This is a genomic window from Listeria ivanovii subsp. londoniensis, assembly GCF_000763495.1.
Classification (GTDB): domain Bacteria; phylum Bacillota; class Bacilli; order Lactobacillales; family Listeriaceae; genus Listeria; species Listeria londoniensis.
Genome location: NZ_CP009576.1, coordinates 829676 through 847155 on the forward strand (window position 1 = coordinate 829676; position 17480 = coordinate 847155).

The window sequence follows — 17480 nt, forward strand, 5'->3', positions numbered from 1 at the left end:
GGCCTAGCTAAGAGGGAGGAAAAAGAATGATTCCAGATTTGGAAAAGGATTATCTTTACTTTACTCGTGTCGTCAAAAGGGATTTAGGTTTAGATCTTACGCTTTATAAAGAAACACAAATGAAACGGCGGATTCTGTCATTCATTGTAAAAAAGAAATATGGTACTTTTGGGGAATTTTTTAAGCATTTGAAAAAAGACACACTACTTTTAGATGAGTTTATTAGTTTGATTACGATTAATGTTTCGTCGTTTTTCCGGAATCGAAATCGTTGGGATGCATTAGAAAAGTCAGTGATTCCGCAGTTGCTTGAAAATAGTCGCGGAAAACTTCGGGTTTGGAGTGCGGCTTGTTCGTCGGGCGAGGAGCCTTATTCCTTAGCTATGATGTTAGAGCGATCGGTTGGGGCGAGGAATTATGATATTTTAGCAACAGATCTTGAACCAGCGATTTTAAAACGAGCGGTGATTGGTGAATATCAAAGTCGCCAAATGGAAGAATTAAACGAACAAGAACGACAAAATGCGTTTATCCAAAACGATAATACATACCAAATTTTACCAAAATATCGAAGGTCGATTCGGTTCAGACGTCATGATTTATTAACGGATTACTATGAAAAAGGCTTTGATTTGATTGTCTGTCGGAATGTACTAATTTACTTTACGGCGGAAGGGAAGCATCAAGCGTATCAGAAATTTGCAGATTCATTGAGGCGTGGTGGCGTGTTATTCATTGGCGGTTCAGAGCAAATTCTTAATCCAGCTGAATATGGGCTGGCAACGTTAAATAACTTTTTTTACATAAAAACATAGCAAAAAGAAATGGAGTTGGTTAGATGGGACGAATGGAAAATATTAAAAATTTAGCGTTTTTCGAGGATAAGCCTGGACTTGCCGAGCAAATTTTGGCACTTGAAAAGCAAGAACAAATTTTCTTACCAAATGAATTTGAGATTAGACAAACAGTCGCTTATCAAATCGGCGAAAAAGAAGTCATCTTAGGTCGATTAGAATCATTTTATTTCCTGGCTTTAAAAGGTGTGGAAGAAAGTGTTTACCGGTCGCAGGCATTTGCCAGTGAAGCGGATGCAAAAGCGTTTTTCGTTCATTTACCAGAAATGGAAAATGAACTAGTTGCTTTTTGGTTAAATGAAGTAGAATTAGTTCGCTGAAAAAAGTAGGTGGGAGATGAGGTAACGTGGAAATAACAACAATTGTTGGACTTGTTTTAGCAGTAATTGTCATCGCAGGTTCATTTATGATTCAAAATATATCACTTGCAATGCTGTTTAGCGCAGAAGCTTTAATTGTTATTATACTTGGAACGATTACAGCGGTAATGATGGCGCACCCATGGAGTGATGTAAAAGTTGTACCAAAACTTTTTAAAATTCTATTCACGAAAGAACGAGGCCCAGACAAAGTAGACGTATTAATTCAGTACAAAGAATATGCTGATGAAATAAGACGTAGTGGTGTGTTAGCTTTAGAAGACTCTGTTGATGAAATGGAAGACCCATTTATGAAACGAGGCATGCGCTTAGTAGTTGATGGTCAATCTTCCCCAGAGTTTTTAAGAGATGTCCTTGAAGAAGAAGTTTCTAGCATGGAAGAGCGTCACGCAGCATACGCCAAGATTTTTGCATCTGCCGGAGCCTATGCACCGACGCTCGGGGTGCTTGGTGCTGCAATGGGGCTAATTCACGCCATGGGAGAAATGTCGAATCCAGACAAATTAAGCGAAGCGATTGCCGCCGCATTTATTTGTACCATTTTCGGGATTTTCACCGGTTACGTACTTTGGACACCGTTTGCTAACAAACTAAAAGTAAAATCGCAAAAAGAAGTGCATTTGCGCTATATGATGATTGAGGGAGTCGTTGCGCTTCAAGAAAGAAATGCACCACGTGTTGTGGAAGAACGTTTATTATCTTTTTTAAGTCCAAAAGAGAAAGATGTGCTGCGAAATGGAAAAGGGAAGAAAACGAGAGAAGTGGAGGAATTTGAGCGTGGCCAAGCGTCGCAAGAAACCGCAGGAGGAACACGTTGATGAGACGTGGTTAATTCCATATAGTGATTTGCTGACACTTTTACTTGCTCTATTTATTGTTCTGTTTGCTTCTAGCTCAGTTGATGCGAAAAAATTTGAACAAATGGGAAATGCTTTTAAGAAGATTGTAGAAGAAGGCGCGGCAGGCAACCAAGCATATGTATCAAAAGGAGAAGGTCCGGATGATCCAAATGTAAATGCAGTACTAAAGGCGATGGATGAGCAAGATAAGAAGAAGCAGGCAAATGAAGAAGAGAAAGCGAAAAAAGCAGCAGCTGCCTTACTTAAAAAGCAAAATGAAGAAAAAATCGAAGCGTTTAAAAAACAAATTGATAGCTATATCCAAGCAGAAAAATTAGGAACAAAAATGACGACGAAATATTCGGATGAGGGGCTTTTAATCACTATCCGTGATGATATCTTGTTCCAATCTGGTAGCGCAGAATTATCCGCAGGCAAACGAGAAATTGCAAAAGAAATTGGTGATTTATTTGCTCAAGGTAAAGGAACGATGGAAGGAATTGTGTCAGGTCATACGGATAATGTGCCAATAAGTACTTCCACCTATTCCTCCAACTGGGAACTAAGTGTAGCTCGGGCTGTTAATTTTATGGAAGCGATAATCCAAGAAAATAATGAAGTGAACCCTGGCGAATTTAGTGCGCGCGGATACGGCGAATTTAAACCAGTTGCGAAAAATGATGTCGCGACCAATCGAGAAAAAAACAGACGTGTTGAAATCATGGTTCGTCCGATTAACCCGGATAAACTGGACGAAGATAAATGAGGTGAATTAGTTGCAACTATTTTTAAGCGGTTCCCATACACTAACGGATTATGACAAACAAGAAATCGAAAGCTATTTAGAAAAATTTGTACCTGTTAATCATATTCACTTACTCTGTTATAAGTCGATTGAAAATGAAGTTTTGCAGTTTTTTCTTAAAAAAGAACATCTGGCTCCGAGGTTGTCTATTTATACTTTTGCGCCGAAAGAGTGTTTACCAGAACCATTTTTATCAGCCATTGATTATTTGGAACGACTGGGGAGTAGTTATCAGTCATTTGGCTATTTTAATACGATCATCGCAAAACCAACTTATGAGAAATTTTTAGCACAGATTATTAGTAAAATGGATTTGGTATGTTGTTTTTACAACGGAGATAAGCCAACTGATGTGATTCCAGTAGATGTGGCTAAAACATGCGATGTCCAAAGTATGATTTATGATTTACCGAAAACAAAAAAACATCTTCTGCACCGAACAAGTAGCGATAAAATAAAATTAGTGAATTAATTGATAGAAAGAGGGAAAGTTCATGCGGCCGTTAATTTCGATTTGTATGATTGTCAAAAATGAAGCGCATATTTTAAGACAAAGCCTAGCATCATTTAGAAAGTTTACTGAAGAAATCATTATTGTAGACACTGGTTCCACGGATGAAACGAAAAAAATTGCCAAAGAATTCACTGATTTCGTCTATGATTTTGAATGGACCGGAAACTTCTCTGATGCAAGAAATTTTGCTGCAACTAAAGCAACTGGAAAATGGATTATGGCGATTGATGCAGATGAATGCTTGGAAGAAGAAAGTTATTTGAAATTAAAAAAACAATTGAAATTACAAAACGAATCCATCTATATGGCGCAAATTATTAGCTTTACAGGGGAAAAAGGGCGTGTGACGACAACGAACCATATGCCTCGTATTTACAAAAATGATGGAACGATTTGTTTTCGTGGGGTTATTCATGAACAATTGGAAGCAGTTGATAAACATAGCATTGAAGCGGGAATTGCAGATGTAAAAATTTATCATTATGGTTATATGTCGGAAATTGTTGAAAAACAAGGGAAATCGAATCGTAATCTGCGCTTGCTTGAAAAAGAAGTGAAAAATAATAAAGATAGTGGTTTCGTTCATTTTAATATTGGCCAAGAAATGAATCGACTTGGTAAGAATAAAGAAGCATTAAAAGAGTTTTCGGAAGCATTTCGGCTGCGTGACGATAACCAGTATATTTGGGCGAAATTAAGTGCTTACCATATTGCGGATTTATTAGAACAAGAAAAACGCTACGAAGAAAGCTTGGCGATTATTGAGGAAGCAAGAATTATTTGGCCAAACGTGCCAGAATTCCCACTTAAAAAAGCGAACATTCTTTACCTAAGTCACCAACTAGAAGACGCCAAAGAAATTTATCAAAGTTTGCTCGAAACGACAACGATTGACTATCAACCAATCGTTTTATACGAAGCAACCAACTTTATTCCACACAAAATGCTGGGACACATTTACTTAGAAGAAAAAGATTATACTCGAGCAATGACATATTTTTCTAAAGCCTACGCTGAAAATAGTTCGGATTATGGCGTGATGTTCCAAATGATCATGCTACTAAGCAAATTCCACGAGCCAAAAGAAATTTTTGCTTTTATGGAACGTCATCAGTTTATTTCAAGTACGGAGACGGGGTTACGTTTGCTTTCGATGACGACACAACAAGGTTATGCAGAACTGTCTGAGCTAATTGTTCAGTCACTTACTGATGTTTATCCGCCAGTCGCAGAAGCAACCGAAGTCAAAATCCGTACGATTCGCAACGTTTTCCCTGTTATTAGTGAAACTGCAATTGTATTTGGGATAAAAGAAGAATTGATTGACGCGGCAGATCTTTGTTTGTGGCATTACGAAAATCCACAATTACCAATTGAAAAAGTAATGAAAAATAGTGATGTTGGCGATATTTATAATTTTATTTTCGAAAATGGACCAAGAATTAGTAAAAAACGTTATTTATTTGTATTAGAACGAGCAATTGCACTCGGAAAAGGCGAATTTGCGGATTACTTATTGGCATTAAGAACTGGATATCATGATAGCATTAACAGTCATATCGCTGACTTATTCTTCCAATATGATTTTGCTGATATCGCGCTTGATTTTTATAATATTGTTGATGCCAATGAAGTTACAAAACAAGGCTATATTAATTTAATTAATTATTTAGTGGATGCTGGAGTAGAAGACGAGGCGCTTTCGATTGCTGAAAGAGGAATAGATAATTTTAGCACTGATTTCCGTTTTTACCTTTGGGCAATCAAAATTGATGCGGAAAACCGCGCGGACCGAATTAGCGAAGCAATGGACGAATTTCCGAACAACCGCTATTTAGCAAAACTGTTAGATGAAGTTACCGTGTTTCAAGATGCTATGACCAATAATCGATAGGAGGCCAGTAATATGACAGAAGAAAAAGGGATTTTACTACAAAGTGGTACAAATGAATTAGAAATTGTTACTTTTACAGTTGGCGAAAACTTATTTTGTATTAATGTTTTAAAAGTAAAGGAAATCATTCATCCTCTAGAAGTCACACCAGTACCAGACTCTAACCCGGCAATTGAAGGGGTTTCTCAAGTGCGTGGCGAAATTATGCCAGTTGTCAATCTTGCCCGTGTCATGAAACTTCCAGAAATTGAACCAGAAAACACTAAATTTATCATTACTGAATTAAACCAAATGAAAATCGTTTTCCGTGTCGATGAAGTACACCGGATTCAACGTATTTCTTGGGGACAAATTGAAGAGCCAGAAAAACTTTCGATTGGCTTAGAAGAGTTGGCTGTTGGGATCGTGAAACTAGAGGGCAATTTAGTCCTACTACTCGACTACGAAAAAATTATTTATGAAATTAGCGGAAATGCTGATTTTGCAGTTACAGGCGAAGACCGAATTACTAGAAAAGTAAACCGTGAAGAGAAAACGATTTTTATCGCAGAAGATTCACAAATGCTTCGACAATTACTGGAGGACACGCTTCATGAGGCTGGTTACACGAATCTGCAATTCTTCGCAAATGGGAAAGAAGCCCAAGAACACATTTTCAAATTACTAAAAGAACAAAAACAACAAACGTTTGATAATGTCAATTTGCTTATTACCGATATTGAAATGCCGCAAATGGACGGGCATCATTTAACAAAAGTAATAAAAGAAGATGAAATTGGACGCGACTTGCCAGTTGTTATTTTCTCGTCGCTAATTACAGAAGATCTTGAACACAAAGGTGCCGGTGTAGGTGCTGATGCGCAAGTAAGTAAGCCTAATATTCACCAATTGATTAATATATTAGATGAACTCGTACTATAAAAATAAGTGTTTGGACAATCTGATTTGTTCAAACACTTATTTTTTAAAAAACTAATTAATTATAAAAATGATAAAATCTTTATTTAAAGCCATTTTAAAGTATTTTTGCATATTGAAATAACTTATTTTTATGTTTTTAACAAAAAACATTTGATTTTTTTAAAAAACGAAGATATAATAAAGCATATAGAGAAGAGCAGTCTTTTCTAAACCGAAATCTAGGAGGGAAACACAAATGAAAGTAAATACAAATATTATTAGCTTGAAAACACAAGAATATCTTCGTAAAAACAACGAAGGCATGACTCAAGCACAAGAACGTTTGGCATCTGGTAAACGTATTAACAGTTCTCTTGATGACGCTGCTGGTCTTGCAGTTGTAACTCGTATGAACGTTAAATCTACAGGCTTAGATGCAGCAAGCAAAAACTCATCCATGGGTATTGACTTGTTACAAACAGCGGATTCAGCTCTTAGCTCCATGAGTTCCATCTTGCAACGTATGCGTCAATTAGCAGTACAATCTTCTAACGGTTCATTCAGTGACGAAGATCGTAAACAATACACTGCTGAATTCGGTAGCTTAATCAAAGAACTTGATCACGTTGCTGACACTACTAACTACAACAACATCAAATTGCTAGATCAAACTGCTACAGGAGCTGCAACTCAAGTAAGCATCCAAGCATCTGATAAAGCTAATGACTTAATCAACATTGATCTTTTCAATGCAAAAGGTCTTTCTGCTGGAACAATTACACTAGGTAGCGGTTCTACAGTAGCTGGTTATAGTGCATTATCTGTTGCTGATGCTGATTCTTCCCAAGAAGCTACAGAAGCAATTGACGAATTAATCAACAACATCTCTAACGGTCGTGCGCTTCTTGGTGCTGGTATGAGTCGCCTTAGCTACAATGTATCTAACGTGAACAACCAATCAATCGCAACAAAAGCATCTGCTTCCTCTATTGAAGATGCAGATATGGCTGCTGAAATGTCCGAAATGACTAAATACAAAATTCTTACTCAAACATCAATCAGCATGCTTTCTCAAGCAAACCAAACACCGCAAATGTTAACTCAATTAATTAACAGCTAATAAACATATCAAATTCATTTATCGAACATTGTTTACCCCTAGCCCCTCGTCACCCCGGACGAGGGGCTTTTTAATTCACTTTATGAAAATATTTTTTTATTGAAAACAAGTTATAAAGCCAAATGAATGGAGATTAATTATTTTTTTATTAATATTATTATAAAAAACGGATATTTTTTCAGAAAAAGGTAGAAATTGTCTTGTTTTTATTATAAAATGATATTATGCGATTTTTTTAAAAAATATTTAATAGGTATAGGAATGGGAGTTGTATTTTATGTTGAAGTTGTTGATTGTCGACGATGCGATGTTCATGCGTACGATGATTAAGAATATTGTGAAGGACAGTGATTTTGAAGTAGTTGCTGAAGCGGAAAACGGGCTAGAGGCAGTGAAAAAGTACGATGAAGTAAAACCAGATATTGTGACGCTTGATATCACGATGCCTGAAATGGATGGGTTAGAAGCGTTAACACAAATTATGGCAAAAGATCCATCGGCTAAAGTAATCATGTGTTCGGCAATGGGGCAACAAGGTATGGTTGTTGACGCCATTAAAAAAGGAGCAAAAGATTTTATCGTAAAACCTTTCCAAGCGGATAGAGTGTTAGAGGCGTTAGAAAAAGCAGCAAGATAGAGAAATGGAGGTGGGTTGCATGACTACAAATATGTTAGACCTGTTTATAGAGGAAGCTTCAGAACATTTACAGGCACTAAATGATAATCTGTTACAACTTGAAAAAGACCCGACGAATGGCGGATTAGTAAGTGAAATTTTCCGTTCAGCTCATACTTTTAAAGGTATGTCAGCAACGATGGGATTTCAGCAAGTAGCTGATTTAACGCATGCAATGGAAAATGTATTAGATGAGGTACGTAATAATCGATTAGTTGTAACAGAGCATTTGGTCGACATTATTTTTACATGCACTTCCCATTTGGAAACAATGGTTTCGGATATTCAGCACGGTGGACAAGGTGCTGCGGATATTACAAAAACAGTAGCTGACTTAGAAGCGCTTCTCTCCCCAGAACAAGAAGAATCAACAGAAGCAACTTACCAAATTAGTATAAAAATTGAAGATGCAGCGATTTTAAAAGCAGTGCGAGCAGTAATGTGTTTAGAACGACTTGCAGAAATTGGCATTATTTCAGACACAACTCCAGACCGGGAAGCTATTGAGCTAGAAGAATTCGAGCAAACTTTTGATGTAGTCTTAGAATCATCCCAGACTAAAGAAGAAATCGAAGCGGTTCTCCTTGATATTTCTGAAATTGAAAAAGTAACCATTAAAGAAGAAGTAGAAGAAGTGCAAATAGCTGAACAAATCAAAAAAACTGCCAAACAAACAACCAAACGATTAGAAAATAAAACTATTCGTGTACAACTTGAAAAAATCGAAAAATTAATGAATGTATTTGAAGAAAGCGTCATTGAACGAGCAAGAATTGATGAAATCGCTGAAAAAACCAATAACAAAGAATTAATGGAACATCTCGGCAGATTCAGTTCAATATCCAAGGAAATCCAAAATGGTTTGCTTAATATGAGAATGGTTCCGGTAGATAGTGTTTTCAATCGTTTTCCAAAGATGGTTCGGACGTTAGCAAAAGAACTAGGGAAAAAGATAGATTTAGTTATTGAAGGTGCCGATACAGAAGTGGACAAAATTGTTATTGACGAAATTGGCGATCCACTTGTCCATTTAATACGTAATTCCGTTGATCACGGCGCGGAAACAGTGGAAGTTAGACGTAAAAATGGCAAGAACGAAACAGCTACCATTAACTTAAAAGCATTCCATAGTGGCAACAATGTCGTTATCGAAATTGCCGATGATGGTGCAGGAATTAATAAGCGTAAAGTCTTAGAAAAAGCGATTGCTAAAAATGTAGTAACTCGAGCTGAATCAACCAAAATGACTGACACGGAGATTTTTGATTTGTTATTTGACTCTGGATTTAGTACCGCTGATCAAGTGTCTGATCTTTCTGGTCGCGGGGTTGGGCTAGATGTGGTTCGAAATACTATTTTGAAAATCGGTGGAAAAATAAGTGTTGAATCAAGTGAAAATGCAGGTTCCACTTTTAGAATTGAAATTCCGCTAACACTTTCGATTATTCAGTCGATGCTTGTGACTACAGCAGAATATCGCTATGCAGTGCCGCTTGCAAACGTCGCAGAAGCAATCACCATCGACCGTGCGGATATTCAACATGTTCACGGTAAGGATTTAATCAATTACCGCGAAACAATTATTGAAGTGCTTGATTTAGGCGAATGCTTCCATGAAACACCGCTGAAAGATACAGAAGAGTTACTATTGCTTGTTGTAAAAAATGCCAAACGAACTTTTGGACTAGTAATTAAAGATATTATTGGTCAACGAGAAATCGTTTTAAAAACACTGGGAAGCTTTTTCAGTGAGAGCCAAATTGCCTTTTCCGGAGCAACTATTTTAGGCGATGGGCGTGTTGTTTTAATTTTAAATTTAGAGAGTTTTTAAGGAGGAACCAGGATGGAACAAATATTTCAAGTAGAACTTCCTGAATGGGAACCAAAAGAAACGACGCAAGAAGGTCGTGAAAAAGGAACCATCCGCCAAGTGGAAAATATTGGCGTGAACTTAATCGTTCGCCTAGGAAAACGAGAAATGCCTGTTGGGGATATTGCTGAGTTAAGCATTGGCGATGTCCTCGAAGTAGAGAAAAAACCAGGCCATAAAGTAGAGATTTTTTTAGATGAAAAGAAAGTTGGTATCGGTGAAGCTATTTTGATGGATGAGAACTTTGGAATTGTAATCTCAGAAATCGACTAAAGAAAGAAGGCAAGAGATTTGAAACAAGAGGCTTATAACGCAGTGAAGATGAAAGTGGACCAAGAAAAAACGGCCATTTTAAAAGAGTTGCAGTTACTTCTAGCAAAACGGGAACAAGTCGCTTCAAAATTAGCGCACGAACAAGAGGTTTATTATTCGAGAACAAAAAAAGAAAGACTCCAAGTATCTGTGTTAGCTGGTAGCATGCAACTAGACGCATTCTCACCAAGCCGTATCAAACAAATGGAGCGCGAAATTAGCCAAATAAGCCAGTACATTCAGAGTAATGAGCAGATTTTAGAACAATTAGAAGAAAAAGGCAAGCAAGCGAAGAAAATGTACGCTGAAACACGAAAAAAATGGCAACAACTTGAAAATAAAAGGGAAGAACAAACATTACGTGATTTAAAAATGGTGCTACTAAAGTAAAAGGGAGGAAAAATCGTGCTAATCCCAGATAATTTGCTACAACCACTTATCGGAAAAAAAGAAATAGAGCCAAAAGAGCTGTTAGCAGAAGAATTAGTAGACTTACCATTTATTTCACTTTTAATGGAGAAAAATCCTGCACCGCTTTTAAAGGGAGACTCGAAAAACGAGAGCGAAACGCAGATGCCGATAAAAGAAATCGCAACACCACTCGTTTCAGCAAAACTACTAGAGAAAGCCGAAGCAGAGAAACTAACTGCTGAACCTTTAGAGCTAAAAGAAGTAAAAGATACCCTTATAGCCATCGCGAAACAAGCAATGAAACCCCAAGTAGAAACATTTCCTCAAGAAGCAAAAGAACCAGTGAAAAATCCCACCCAACAGCAGCCGGTAATGGTTCCATTAATAGTACCTGTTCAGACTCAGCCTACTAAAGAAACACCAAAATTGGCAGAAAACGTCCTAAATAATCAATCCATACTCACTAAATTACCTCAGGAAAAAGAAGTTATCCAACTTTTTAAAGCAACGATAAAAGAACCAACCACGATAAAAGAAGAAGTAGTTGTTAAAAAGCCAGCAGAAACAACGAATATTTGGCATGAATCAACCAAACAAACCGCACCAATAGCCAAACTTGAAAGCCCTGTCACATTAAAACAACTTGATAAAACAATCACCGACCAAATCGAGCAACTTCAAAAATTTCAAGTCAAACAAAATAAAGCTTTCTTTGCTATTCAACCTGAATCGCTTGGGAAAGTAGAAGTTTTACTCAAAAAAATGCCAGATAAAATCTTTGTACATATTGAATATCAAGAGCAGACTGCCAAACAAAAACTCGAACAAATGGCGCAAGATTTGCATAATCGTTTCCGCGACCGCGGCGTAGAAGTGGCTGTGACCATGACCGAAAAGCAGGCACCAAAAGATAGCGGACAAGGGTCAGAAGGAAGACATCAAGGAGAATCCAAAAAAGAAAAAGAACGTGAACACCCACACCGGGAGGAACACAAACCGAAAGTATTTGATTTAGAGGAGGAGACGTAATTTGGACGGAATTACAAGCTTATCAGGGGCTACTCAAGATACGAACAACGCTGTCACATCAAGTGTATCGAAAACACTTGGTAAAGACGATTTTATGAAATTATTTTTAACAAGCTTACAGTATCAAGATCCATCTAGTCCACTTGATACGAATGAAATGATGTCGCAAATGGCGCAGCTCTCTTTGATGGAACAAGTTGCTAATATGACGACCGCCGTCGACAAACTTTCCGAACAAGCACAAAATTCAGCTTTGCAATCTGCGGTTAATTTTATCGGTAAAGATATTAAAGGCGTTTCATTAAATGGAGAAGTGATTAGCGGTCAAGTAGAAAGCGTTCAGCAGACGACAAATGGCGTAATGTTGAAATTAAAAGAACAAGATAGTCTCGTGCCACTGACATATGTAACAGAAATTAATTAAAATTTGGGAGTGTGACTTATGAATCAAACTATGTACACAGCTATTTCAGGGATGAATGCGTTTCAACAAGCGCTATCAGTTACATCAAATAATATTGCCAATGCCAATACAACAGGATATAAAAAACAAAGCGTCGTTTTCAATGACTTACTTTACCAAAACACGATGGGATCAGTAGCAGGTGGATTATATGCTGGAACAAACCCAATGAGCTTCGGTTCAGGAGCAAAAATTGGCGCAATTTTAACAGATTATACAGCAGGTTCACCAACATCGACTGGCAGAAACAAAGATGCTGCACTTCAAGGTCGTGGCTTTTTCATCGCTGGAGATAATGCTGGCGGAAATATCGTCTACACTCGTGATGGTAGTTTTGCTGTATCAGATAATAATTATTTAACTACGCAACAAGGTAAATATGTCATGGGCTACGCAACAGATAAAAACGGGAATGTCTTAAGTGGAAATCTACAACCAATTCAAATCCCTCTAAATAGTGCCATTCCTGGTGAAGCAACGAAAACAGGTAGCTTGAGCGGGAACATTCCACTTGATTGGGGCGAAAAAGATACCATTAATTCCGAGCTTTCGGTATATGATAACGCCGGCGGAAAACACAAACTACAAGTGAATATGAAAGCTAGTACTCCAGATGCAAACGGTAATGTTTCTTATGATTACGAAATCCAAATGGACGGCAAAGCGCTGACACCACCAGTAACTGGAACGCTTAACTATAATGCGCAAGGAGAACTTACGAACGCTGCAGCTCTAAGAAATATCCAAATCAATACGACAGTGAACGGCAAACAAATTGATATGGACTTAAATTTAAGCGGCTTAACAAACTACGGCACTAACCAAGTTTTCTCACCAACTTCTGATGGAAAAGGCGCTGCAACAGTGAAAGACTACGCGATAACTGATTCTGGCTATATCGCAGTGAGCTATTCAGACGGTACTGTAATTCCAGTTGCCCAACTCGCAGTCGCTACTTTTTCAAATGAAGATGGTCTTGTGAAGATGGGGAACGGTGAATATGTTCCTGGACTTTCTTCAGGCGATGCAGTATACGGTGTTGCAGGACAAAACGGCGCAGGGGGAATTAGTGGTTCTTCTCTAGAAGGCTCTAATGTAGATTTATCACGGGAGTTTGTTAATTTAATGACTTACCAAAGTGGTTTCCAAGGTAATACAAAAGTTATTCGTGTAGCCGATGACGTGATGAAACAAATCGTAAACTTGATTCAGTAGGGAGTTTAGCTAAATGAAAATAAATCATAATATTCCACTCAGAATCGACTTTGAGCTAGGGCGAACCAAACAACCAATCGCCAGTTTACTAGACGTGAAAAAAGGGACCGTTTTTAGGCTAGAAGATTCTGTCGCTAATGTTGTCAAAATTACGATTTCTGGCAAATGTATTGGTTACGGTGAAATTCTGACAAAAGACGGAAAAATGTTTGTTAAAATAACCAAATTAGGAGAGGGAAGTTCTTCATGAGAGCTAGGGAGTGACAAAAAATGAGCGATAAATTAAGTCAAGAACAAATTGACGCCCTGCTTTCCCAAATGAGTGAAGGTAAGGTAGTCGATGAAAGTACGGAAATTGGCGACTTTGGGCGCTTTCATCCCTATGATTTTCATAAACCAGAAAAATTTGGTGCTGAACACCTCGAAAGCCTAAAAACCGTTGCATCTGCTTTTACGAAAAAAAGTATGGAGTTTGTTTCTCAGCGTATTCGAATTCCGATTCACACCGAAGCAACTCTTGCGGATCAAGTTTCTTTTGCGAGTGGTTATATTGAAACCATGCCCAATGACAGCTACATTTTTTGCATTATTGACCTTGGTGATCCAGAGCTTGGCCAAATCATTATTGAACTTGATCTGGCGTATGTCATTTATATTCATGAATGCTTGTCTGGCGGAAATCCAAAACGGAAACTAAGTGAACGTAGATTACTTTCTGTTTTTGAAGAGCTGACACTGAAGTCGATTTTAGAAAAATTTTGCGAAGCGCTGAAAGAAAGTTTTAAATCTGTGCACCCAATTGCACCAGAAATCGTCAGCGTCGAAACTAACCCAGCACTTATTCGTGTGACATCCCCAAATGATATGATGGCGCTTGTAAATGTGGATATCAAATCAGAGTTTTGGATTAGCACGATGCGGATTGGTGTGCCATTTTTCTCTGTAGAAGAGATTATGAATAAACTCGAAAATGTCGTTGAATACACGTTTGACAAGCGACGGAATTTTGATGCAGAAGTGGAACAAGAACTGCATCAAGTCGAAAAAGAAGCGCGTATTCGTGTTGGCGAAATTAAAACTACTTGGAAAGAACTGAATAAGCTAGAAGTGGGCGATGTTTTGCTAACGGAAACACACATCCGCGACACGCTAAAAGGATATGTAACCGAAAAATGGAAATTTGAATGTTATATGGGAAAAAGTGGTAACCAAAAAGCCGTTAAATTTATGCGTCATACAGGGCGGACAGAGCAGGAGAGGTAGAAGTGGAGCAATTACTAGATAAAAATATCACGCAAATGGAACTAGATGTGATAGGAGAAATCGCCAACATTTCGTTTGGCTCAGCTTCTACGGTCTTATCAGATTTATTACACCAACAAGTGACAATTTCCACGCCTAAAGTAGAAATTGTGGATATTTATAATACGAAAGACATTGATATTCCGCATGTTGTCTTAGAAGTGAATTTCCACAAAGGAATCGAAATGCGGAATTTATTTGTGTTGCAATCAGAAGTTGCTGCCGCTATCGCTGACTTAATGATGATGGGCGACGGAAATATTGATCCAAACGAGGAATTGTCAGAACTTCATTTAAGTGCAGTACAAGAAGCGATGAACCAAATGATGGGGCACTCGGCAACCGCGATGAGTAATATGTTTGGAGAAATGATTGATATCACCACACCAGACATTAAAGTCATTGCTTTAAAAGAACAATTAGAAGATAGCGAAGACCAAACGATGATAAAAGTTGGTTTTGATTTAATCATTGGCGATCTTATTACCTCCAATTTAATGCAACTGATTCCCGTAAATAAAGGAAAAGAACTTGCCAAGAGGTTACTTGGTGATACCGAGCCAGAAAAAGAAGAAATCAATTTAACTGCGGAAGAATTAGACGTGTTTTTAGAAGTATGTAATATCGGTATTGGTTCTGCTTCTACTGTCTTATCCAAGCTACTAAACCGAAAAGTTTCGTTAAAAATCCCAACAGCCAGAGTAATTGATAGTAAAGAGTTTGAATTTAACGAACGTCCGTGTCTCGTGACTAGTGTCGAATTCGTCGAGGGATTACGTTCAAGCAACACCTTTATTATTAGCAAAAATGCCGCGCTAATTATGGCTGATTTAATGATGATGGGTGATGGCAAAGTTCAAGAAGATGCAGAATTAACTGAGCTTGAAGTCAGCGCCGTACAAGAGTTAATGAACCAGATGATGGGCTTTTCTGCTACAGCAATGTCAGAAATGCTCGGAACAAAAATTGATATTAGCCCCCCAACGATGGAATTTTGTAATTTTGGCGATACGATGATTCAAAAAAATATCGCTGAAGGTAAAACAGTGGAAGTGATTTTTCCACTTGAAGTAGAAGGCTTACTAAAAACACCGATGTACCAAATCTTCAACCCAGCTGCTGCAAAAGAAATGGCGCAACTCATGCTTGCCATTCAAGCTCAAGAAGTAGCAAATAAAGCTGACACACAAGAAATGAAACCTGAAATGCCACTTCCAATCGAGGAAAAAGAAACTTTGTCGGAAATGGAAGCAATTTTAGAAGCTATTCCAGTGAAGCTAGAAGTAGTTTTTGGAACAGCAAAAGTGAAACTAGAAACATTTATTTCCTGGTGTGAAAAAGATGTGATTATTTTAAAAGAAAGTATGAATGAGCCACTTGCCTTGATGTTAAATGGCGTTATCATTGGCAAAGGGATTTTAGTCCGTGTCGATGATCATTTTGGGATACAAATGACTGAGTTAGTTAGGTGAAAAATGTGCGTAAACTGGGAGTATTAATCGTTTTGTTTTGGATAATTTTTTCGTATCAAGTAGATGCTACGGAAATAATGCCACCAACGATTTCACTTGAAAATGAACAAACAGAATATACGGCCGGAGAAGAAATTCACTTTCGCCTTGAAAATGCGGAAGACTTAAAAATCGTTTTAATTAATGAACAAGGTCAGAAGCGTTTTTTGAAGGAGCCGGTTTATACGATAACTGATTCGGATTTAGATGGTAGCTACCGCGCCGAGCTATATCAAAAAGAGAAGCTTGAACCAGTGTTAGTTGCCGAAGATTTATTTCAGGTGAAGCAACTTGATGAAATAAATCTAGACAATACACCGCCCAGTTTTTCAGCTATAGATATTAGCCATGATACCGATATTTTACCAACAAGTATGCTGCACGTATCCATCGATGCTAGCGATGCTGGATCAGGAGTGAAAGCTGCAACGCTCATCATTCAAGGGGATTCTAACAAAGCAGAAATACAATTAATACAAAACATTTGGACCGAGAAATGGGAAGGCGAACTAGCTTTAACAGATTTTCAGCCAGGAGAAAAAATTACTTTTGCAGTAAAACTAATGGATTTTGCTGGCAATGAAATAACGGTGGATACTTTAAAAGAACTACAATTATATCAACCTAAAGACCCCGCTATCAGCTATAACGGAATAGATATCTTAACTGAACAGAAGAAAATCGTCCAAGTTGGCGAAAAAATCGAACTAACATTAGATAAATATGCAACTGAATTTCCTGCTTTTGAATCTGATAGTGGAAAAGTAATCCCGTTAAACTGGCAAAAAAATCCAACTGGCTGGCGAGGAAGTTTGACGCTTAAGAAAGATCTTGTAGGCGAAATCATCCAAATACCAGCGTTTGGACCGAAACTACTAATTCGAACCAATAGCACCCCATTTCATTCCATCGAATTAATTAAAAACACTATTTTAACAGGAATGATTAATGAAGATTTTGCTACTATTTCACAACTTTATATTGAAGTAAATGGTAGTCGCTATCGGGTGATGCGGGATGGAGCTCGATTTATAAGCGAAGAAATAACGACCACTGGAGACATTACGCTTTACTGGACAGACTGGGACGGGCAAATTTACAGTGAAGTACTAGTGCAAAAAATTAAGCCGATACTTCCTCCAATACATAAAGAAATAATTACCAGTAAACCAGTTATACCAAAAGAAAATCAACCAGTTTTCACAACACCCGCTCCTAAGGCAGAAAATCCAGTGAAAAAGCTTGAAAATACTTCAAATAAGCAAGCAAAGAAAGAAAATAAATCAACTAACAACTCTAGCAGTATCCCGTTTTGGGTTCCTTCGCTCATCATTATCGGCATCATTATTTTTTCGGGAAATAAAGCAATGAAATAAAAAGCAGAA

19 protein-coding genes are annotated in these 17480 nt (G+C 37.7%); all 19 read left to right on the top strand.

Annotation, left to right across the window (positions count from 1 at the left end):
* Positions 1-26 precede the first annotated feature (26 nt).
* The 19 genes from JL53_RS04045 to JL53_RS04135 all read left to right on the top strand — a co-directional run bounded on the left by JL53_RS04045 (position 27) and on the right by JL53_RS04135 (position 17471).
* On the top strand, positions 27-815 hold the full coding sequence (locus JL53_RS04045; protein WP_003718824.1) for a CheR family methyltransferase: 789 nt from the start codon (positions 27-29) through the stop codon (positions 813-815).
* Between the two features lie 23 nt (positions 816-838).
* Complete coding sequence (locus JL53_RS04050; protein ID WP_003746065.1) at positions 839-1174, top strand: DUF3964 family protein; 336 nt, start codon at positions 839-841, stop codon at positions 1172-1174.
* Between the two features lie 26 nt (positions 1175-1200).
* Positions 1201-2052: a flagellar motor stator protein MotA gene (gene motA / locus JL53_RS04055; protein ID WP_003718826.1), complete on the top strand. Its 852-nt coding sequence runs from the start codon at positions 1201-1203 to the stop codon at positions 2050-2052.
* Complete coding sequence (locus tag JL53_RS04060; RefSeq protein WP_003718827.1) at positions 2012-2839, top strand: flagellar motor protein MotB; 828 nt, start codon at positions 2012-2014, stop codon at positions 2837-2839. The genes motA and JL53_RS04060 overlap by 41 nt, the downstream gene beginning before the upstream one ends.
* Positions 2840-2849: 10 nt before the next feature.
* A complete protein-coding gene (locus JL53_RS04065; RefSeq protein WP_003718828.1) occupies positions 2850-3350 on the top strand; it encodes a hypothetical protein in 501 nt (166 codons plus the stop codon).
* A gap of 22 nt (positions 3351-3372) precedes the next feature.
* Positions 3373-5286, top strand: a complete 1914-nt coding sequence (gmaR, locus tag JL53_RS04070) for a transcriptional anti-repressor GmaR (RefSeq protein WP_038406845.1) — start codon at positions 3373-3375, stop codon at positions 5284-5286.
* Positions 5287-5298: 12 nt separating this feature from the next.
* A complete protein-coding gene (locus JL53_RS04075; protein WP_038406846.1) occupies positions 5299-6207 on the top strand; it encodes a chemotaxis protein in 909 nt (302 codons plus the stop codon).
* 235 nt (positions 6208-6442) lie between these two features.
* Positions 6443-7306 (top strand): FliC/FljB family flagellin, encoded by an 864-nt coding sequence (locus JL53_RS04080; RefSeq protein WP_003724427.1) that lies wholly within the window; start codon positions 6443-6445, stop codon positions 7304-7306.
* A gap of 277 nt (positions 7307-7583) precedes the next feature.
* Entirely contained in the window at positions 7584-7943 is a 360-nt protein-coding gene (locus tag JL53_RS04085; RefSeq protein WP_003718832.1) for a response regulator, read from the top strand.
* A 19-nt stretch (positions 7944-7962) separates the two neighbouring features.
* Positions 7963-9813: a chemotaxis protein CheA gene (locus tag JL53_RS04090; RefSeq protein WP_038406847.1), complete on the top strand. Its 1851-nt coding sequence runs from the start codon at positions 7963-7965 to the stop codon at positions 9811-9813.
* 12 nt (positions 9814-9825) lie between these two features.
* The gene (locus tag JL53_RS04095) at positions 9826-10125 is read left to right on the top strand and encodes a flagellar motor switch protein FliN (protein ID WP_003746084.1); all 300 of its coding nucleotides are present in this window, start codon (positions 9826-9828) and stop codon (positions 10123-10125) included.
* Between the two features lie 18 nt (positions 10126-10143).
* Positions 10144-10554: a hypothetical protein gene (locus JL53_RS04100; protein WP_038406848.1), complete on the top strand. Its 411-nt coding sequence runs from the start codon at positions 10144-10146 to the stop codon at positions 10552-10554.
* A gap of 15 nt (positions 10555-10569) precedes the next feature.
* Positions 10570-11604 carry a flagellar hook-length control protein FliK gene (fliK, locus tag JL53_RS04105; RefSeq protein WP_038406849.1) on the top strand — a complete coding sequence of 345 codons (1035 nt, stop codon included), beginning with the start codon at positions 10570-10572 and terminating at the stop codon, positions 11602-11604.
* A 1-nt stretch (position 11605) separates the two neighbouring features.
* On the top strand, positions 11606-12028 hold the full coding sequence (locus JL53_RS04110) for a flagellar hook capping FlgD N-terminal domain-containing protein (protein WP_003718838.1): 423 nt from the start codon (positions 11606-11608) through the stop codon (positions 12026-12028).
* An 18-nt stretch (positions 12029-12046) separates the two neighbouring features.
* Positions 12047-13282 carry a flagellar hook protein FlgE gene (flgE, locus tag JL53_RS04115; protein ID WP_038406850.1) on the top strand — a complete coding sequence of 412 codons (1236 nt, stop codon included), beginning with the start codon at positions 12047-12049 and terminating at the stop codon, positions 13280-13282.
* A 13-nt stretch (positions 13283-13295) separates the two neighbouring features.
* The gene (locus JL53_RS04120; protein ID WP_003718841.1) at positions 13296-13532 is read left to right on the top strand and encodes a flagellar motor switch protein FliN; all 237 of its coding nucleotides are present in this window, start codon (positions 13296-13298) and stop codon (positions 13530-13532) included.
* 20 nt (positions 13533-13552) lie between these two features.
* Entirely contained in the window at positions 13553-14545 is a 993-nt protein-coding gene (fliM, locus tag JL53_RS04125) for a flagellar motor switch protein FliM (protein WP_003746093.1), read from the top strand.
* Between the two features lie 2 nt (positions 14546-14547).
* Positions 14548-16056, top strand: coding sequence for a flagellar motor switch protein (locus tag JL53_RS04130; RefSeq protein WP_038406851.1), 1509 nt, complete (start codon positions 14548-14550; stop codon positions 16054-16056).
* A 5-nt stretch (positions 16057-16061) separates the two neighbouring features.
* On the top strand, positions 16062-17471 hold the full coding sequence (locus JL53_RS04135) for a hypothetical protein (protein WP_038406852.1): 1410 nt from the start codon (positions 16062-16064) through the stop codon (positions 17469-17471).
* The last annotated feature ends 9 nt before the right edge of the window (positions 17472-17480 follow it).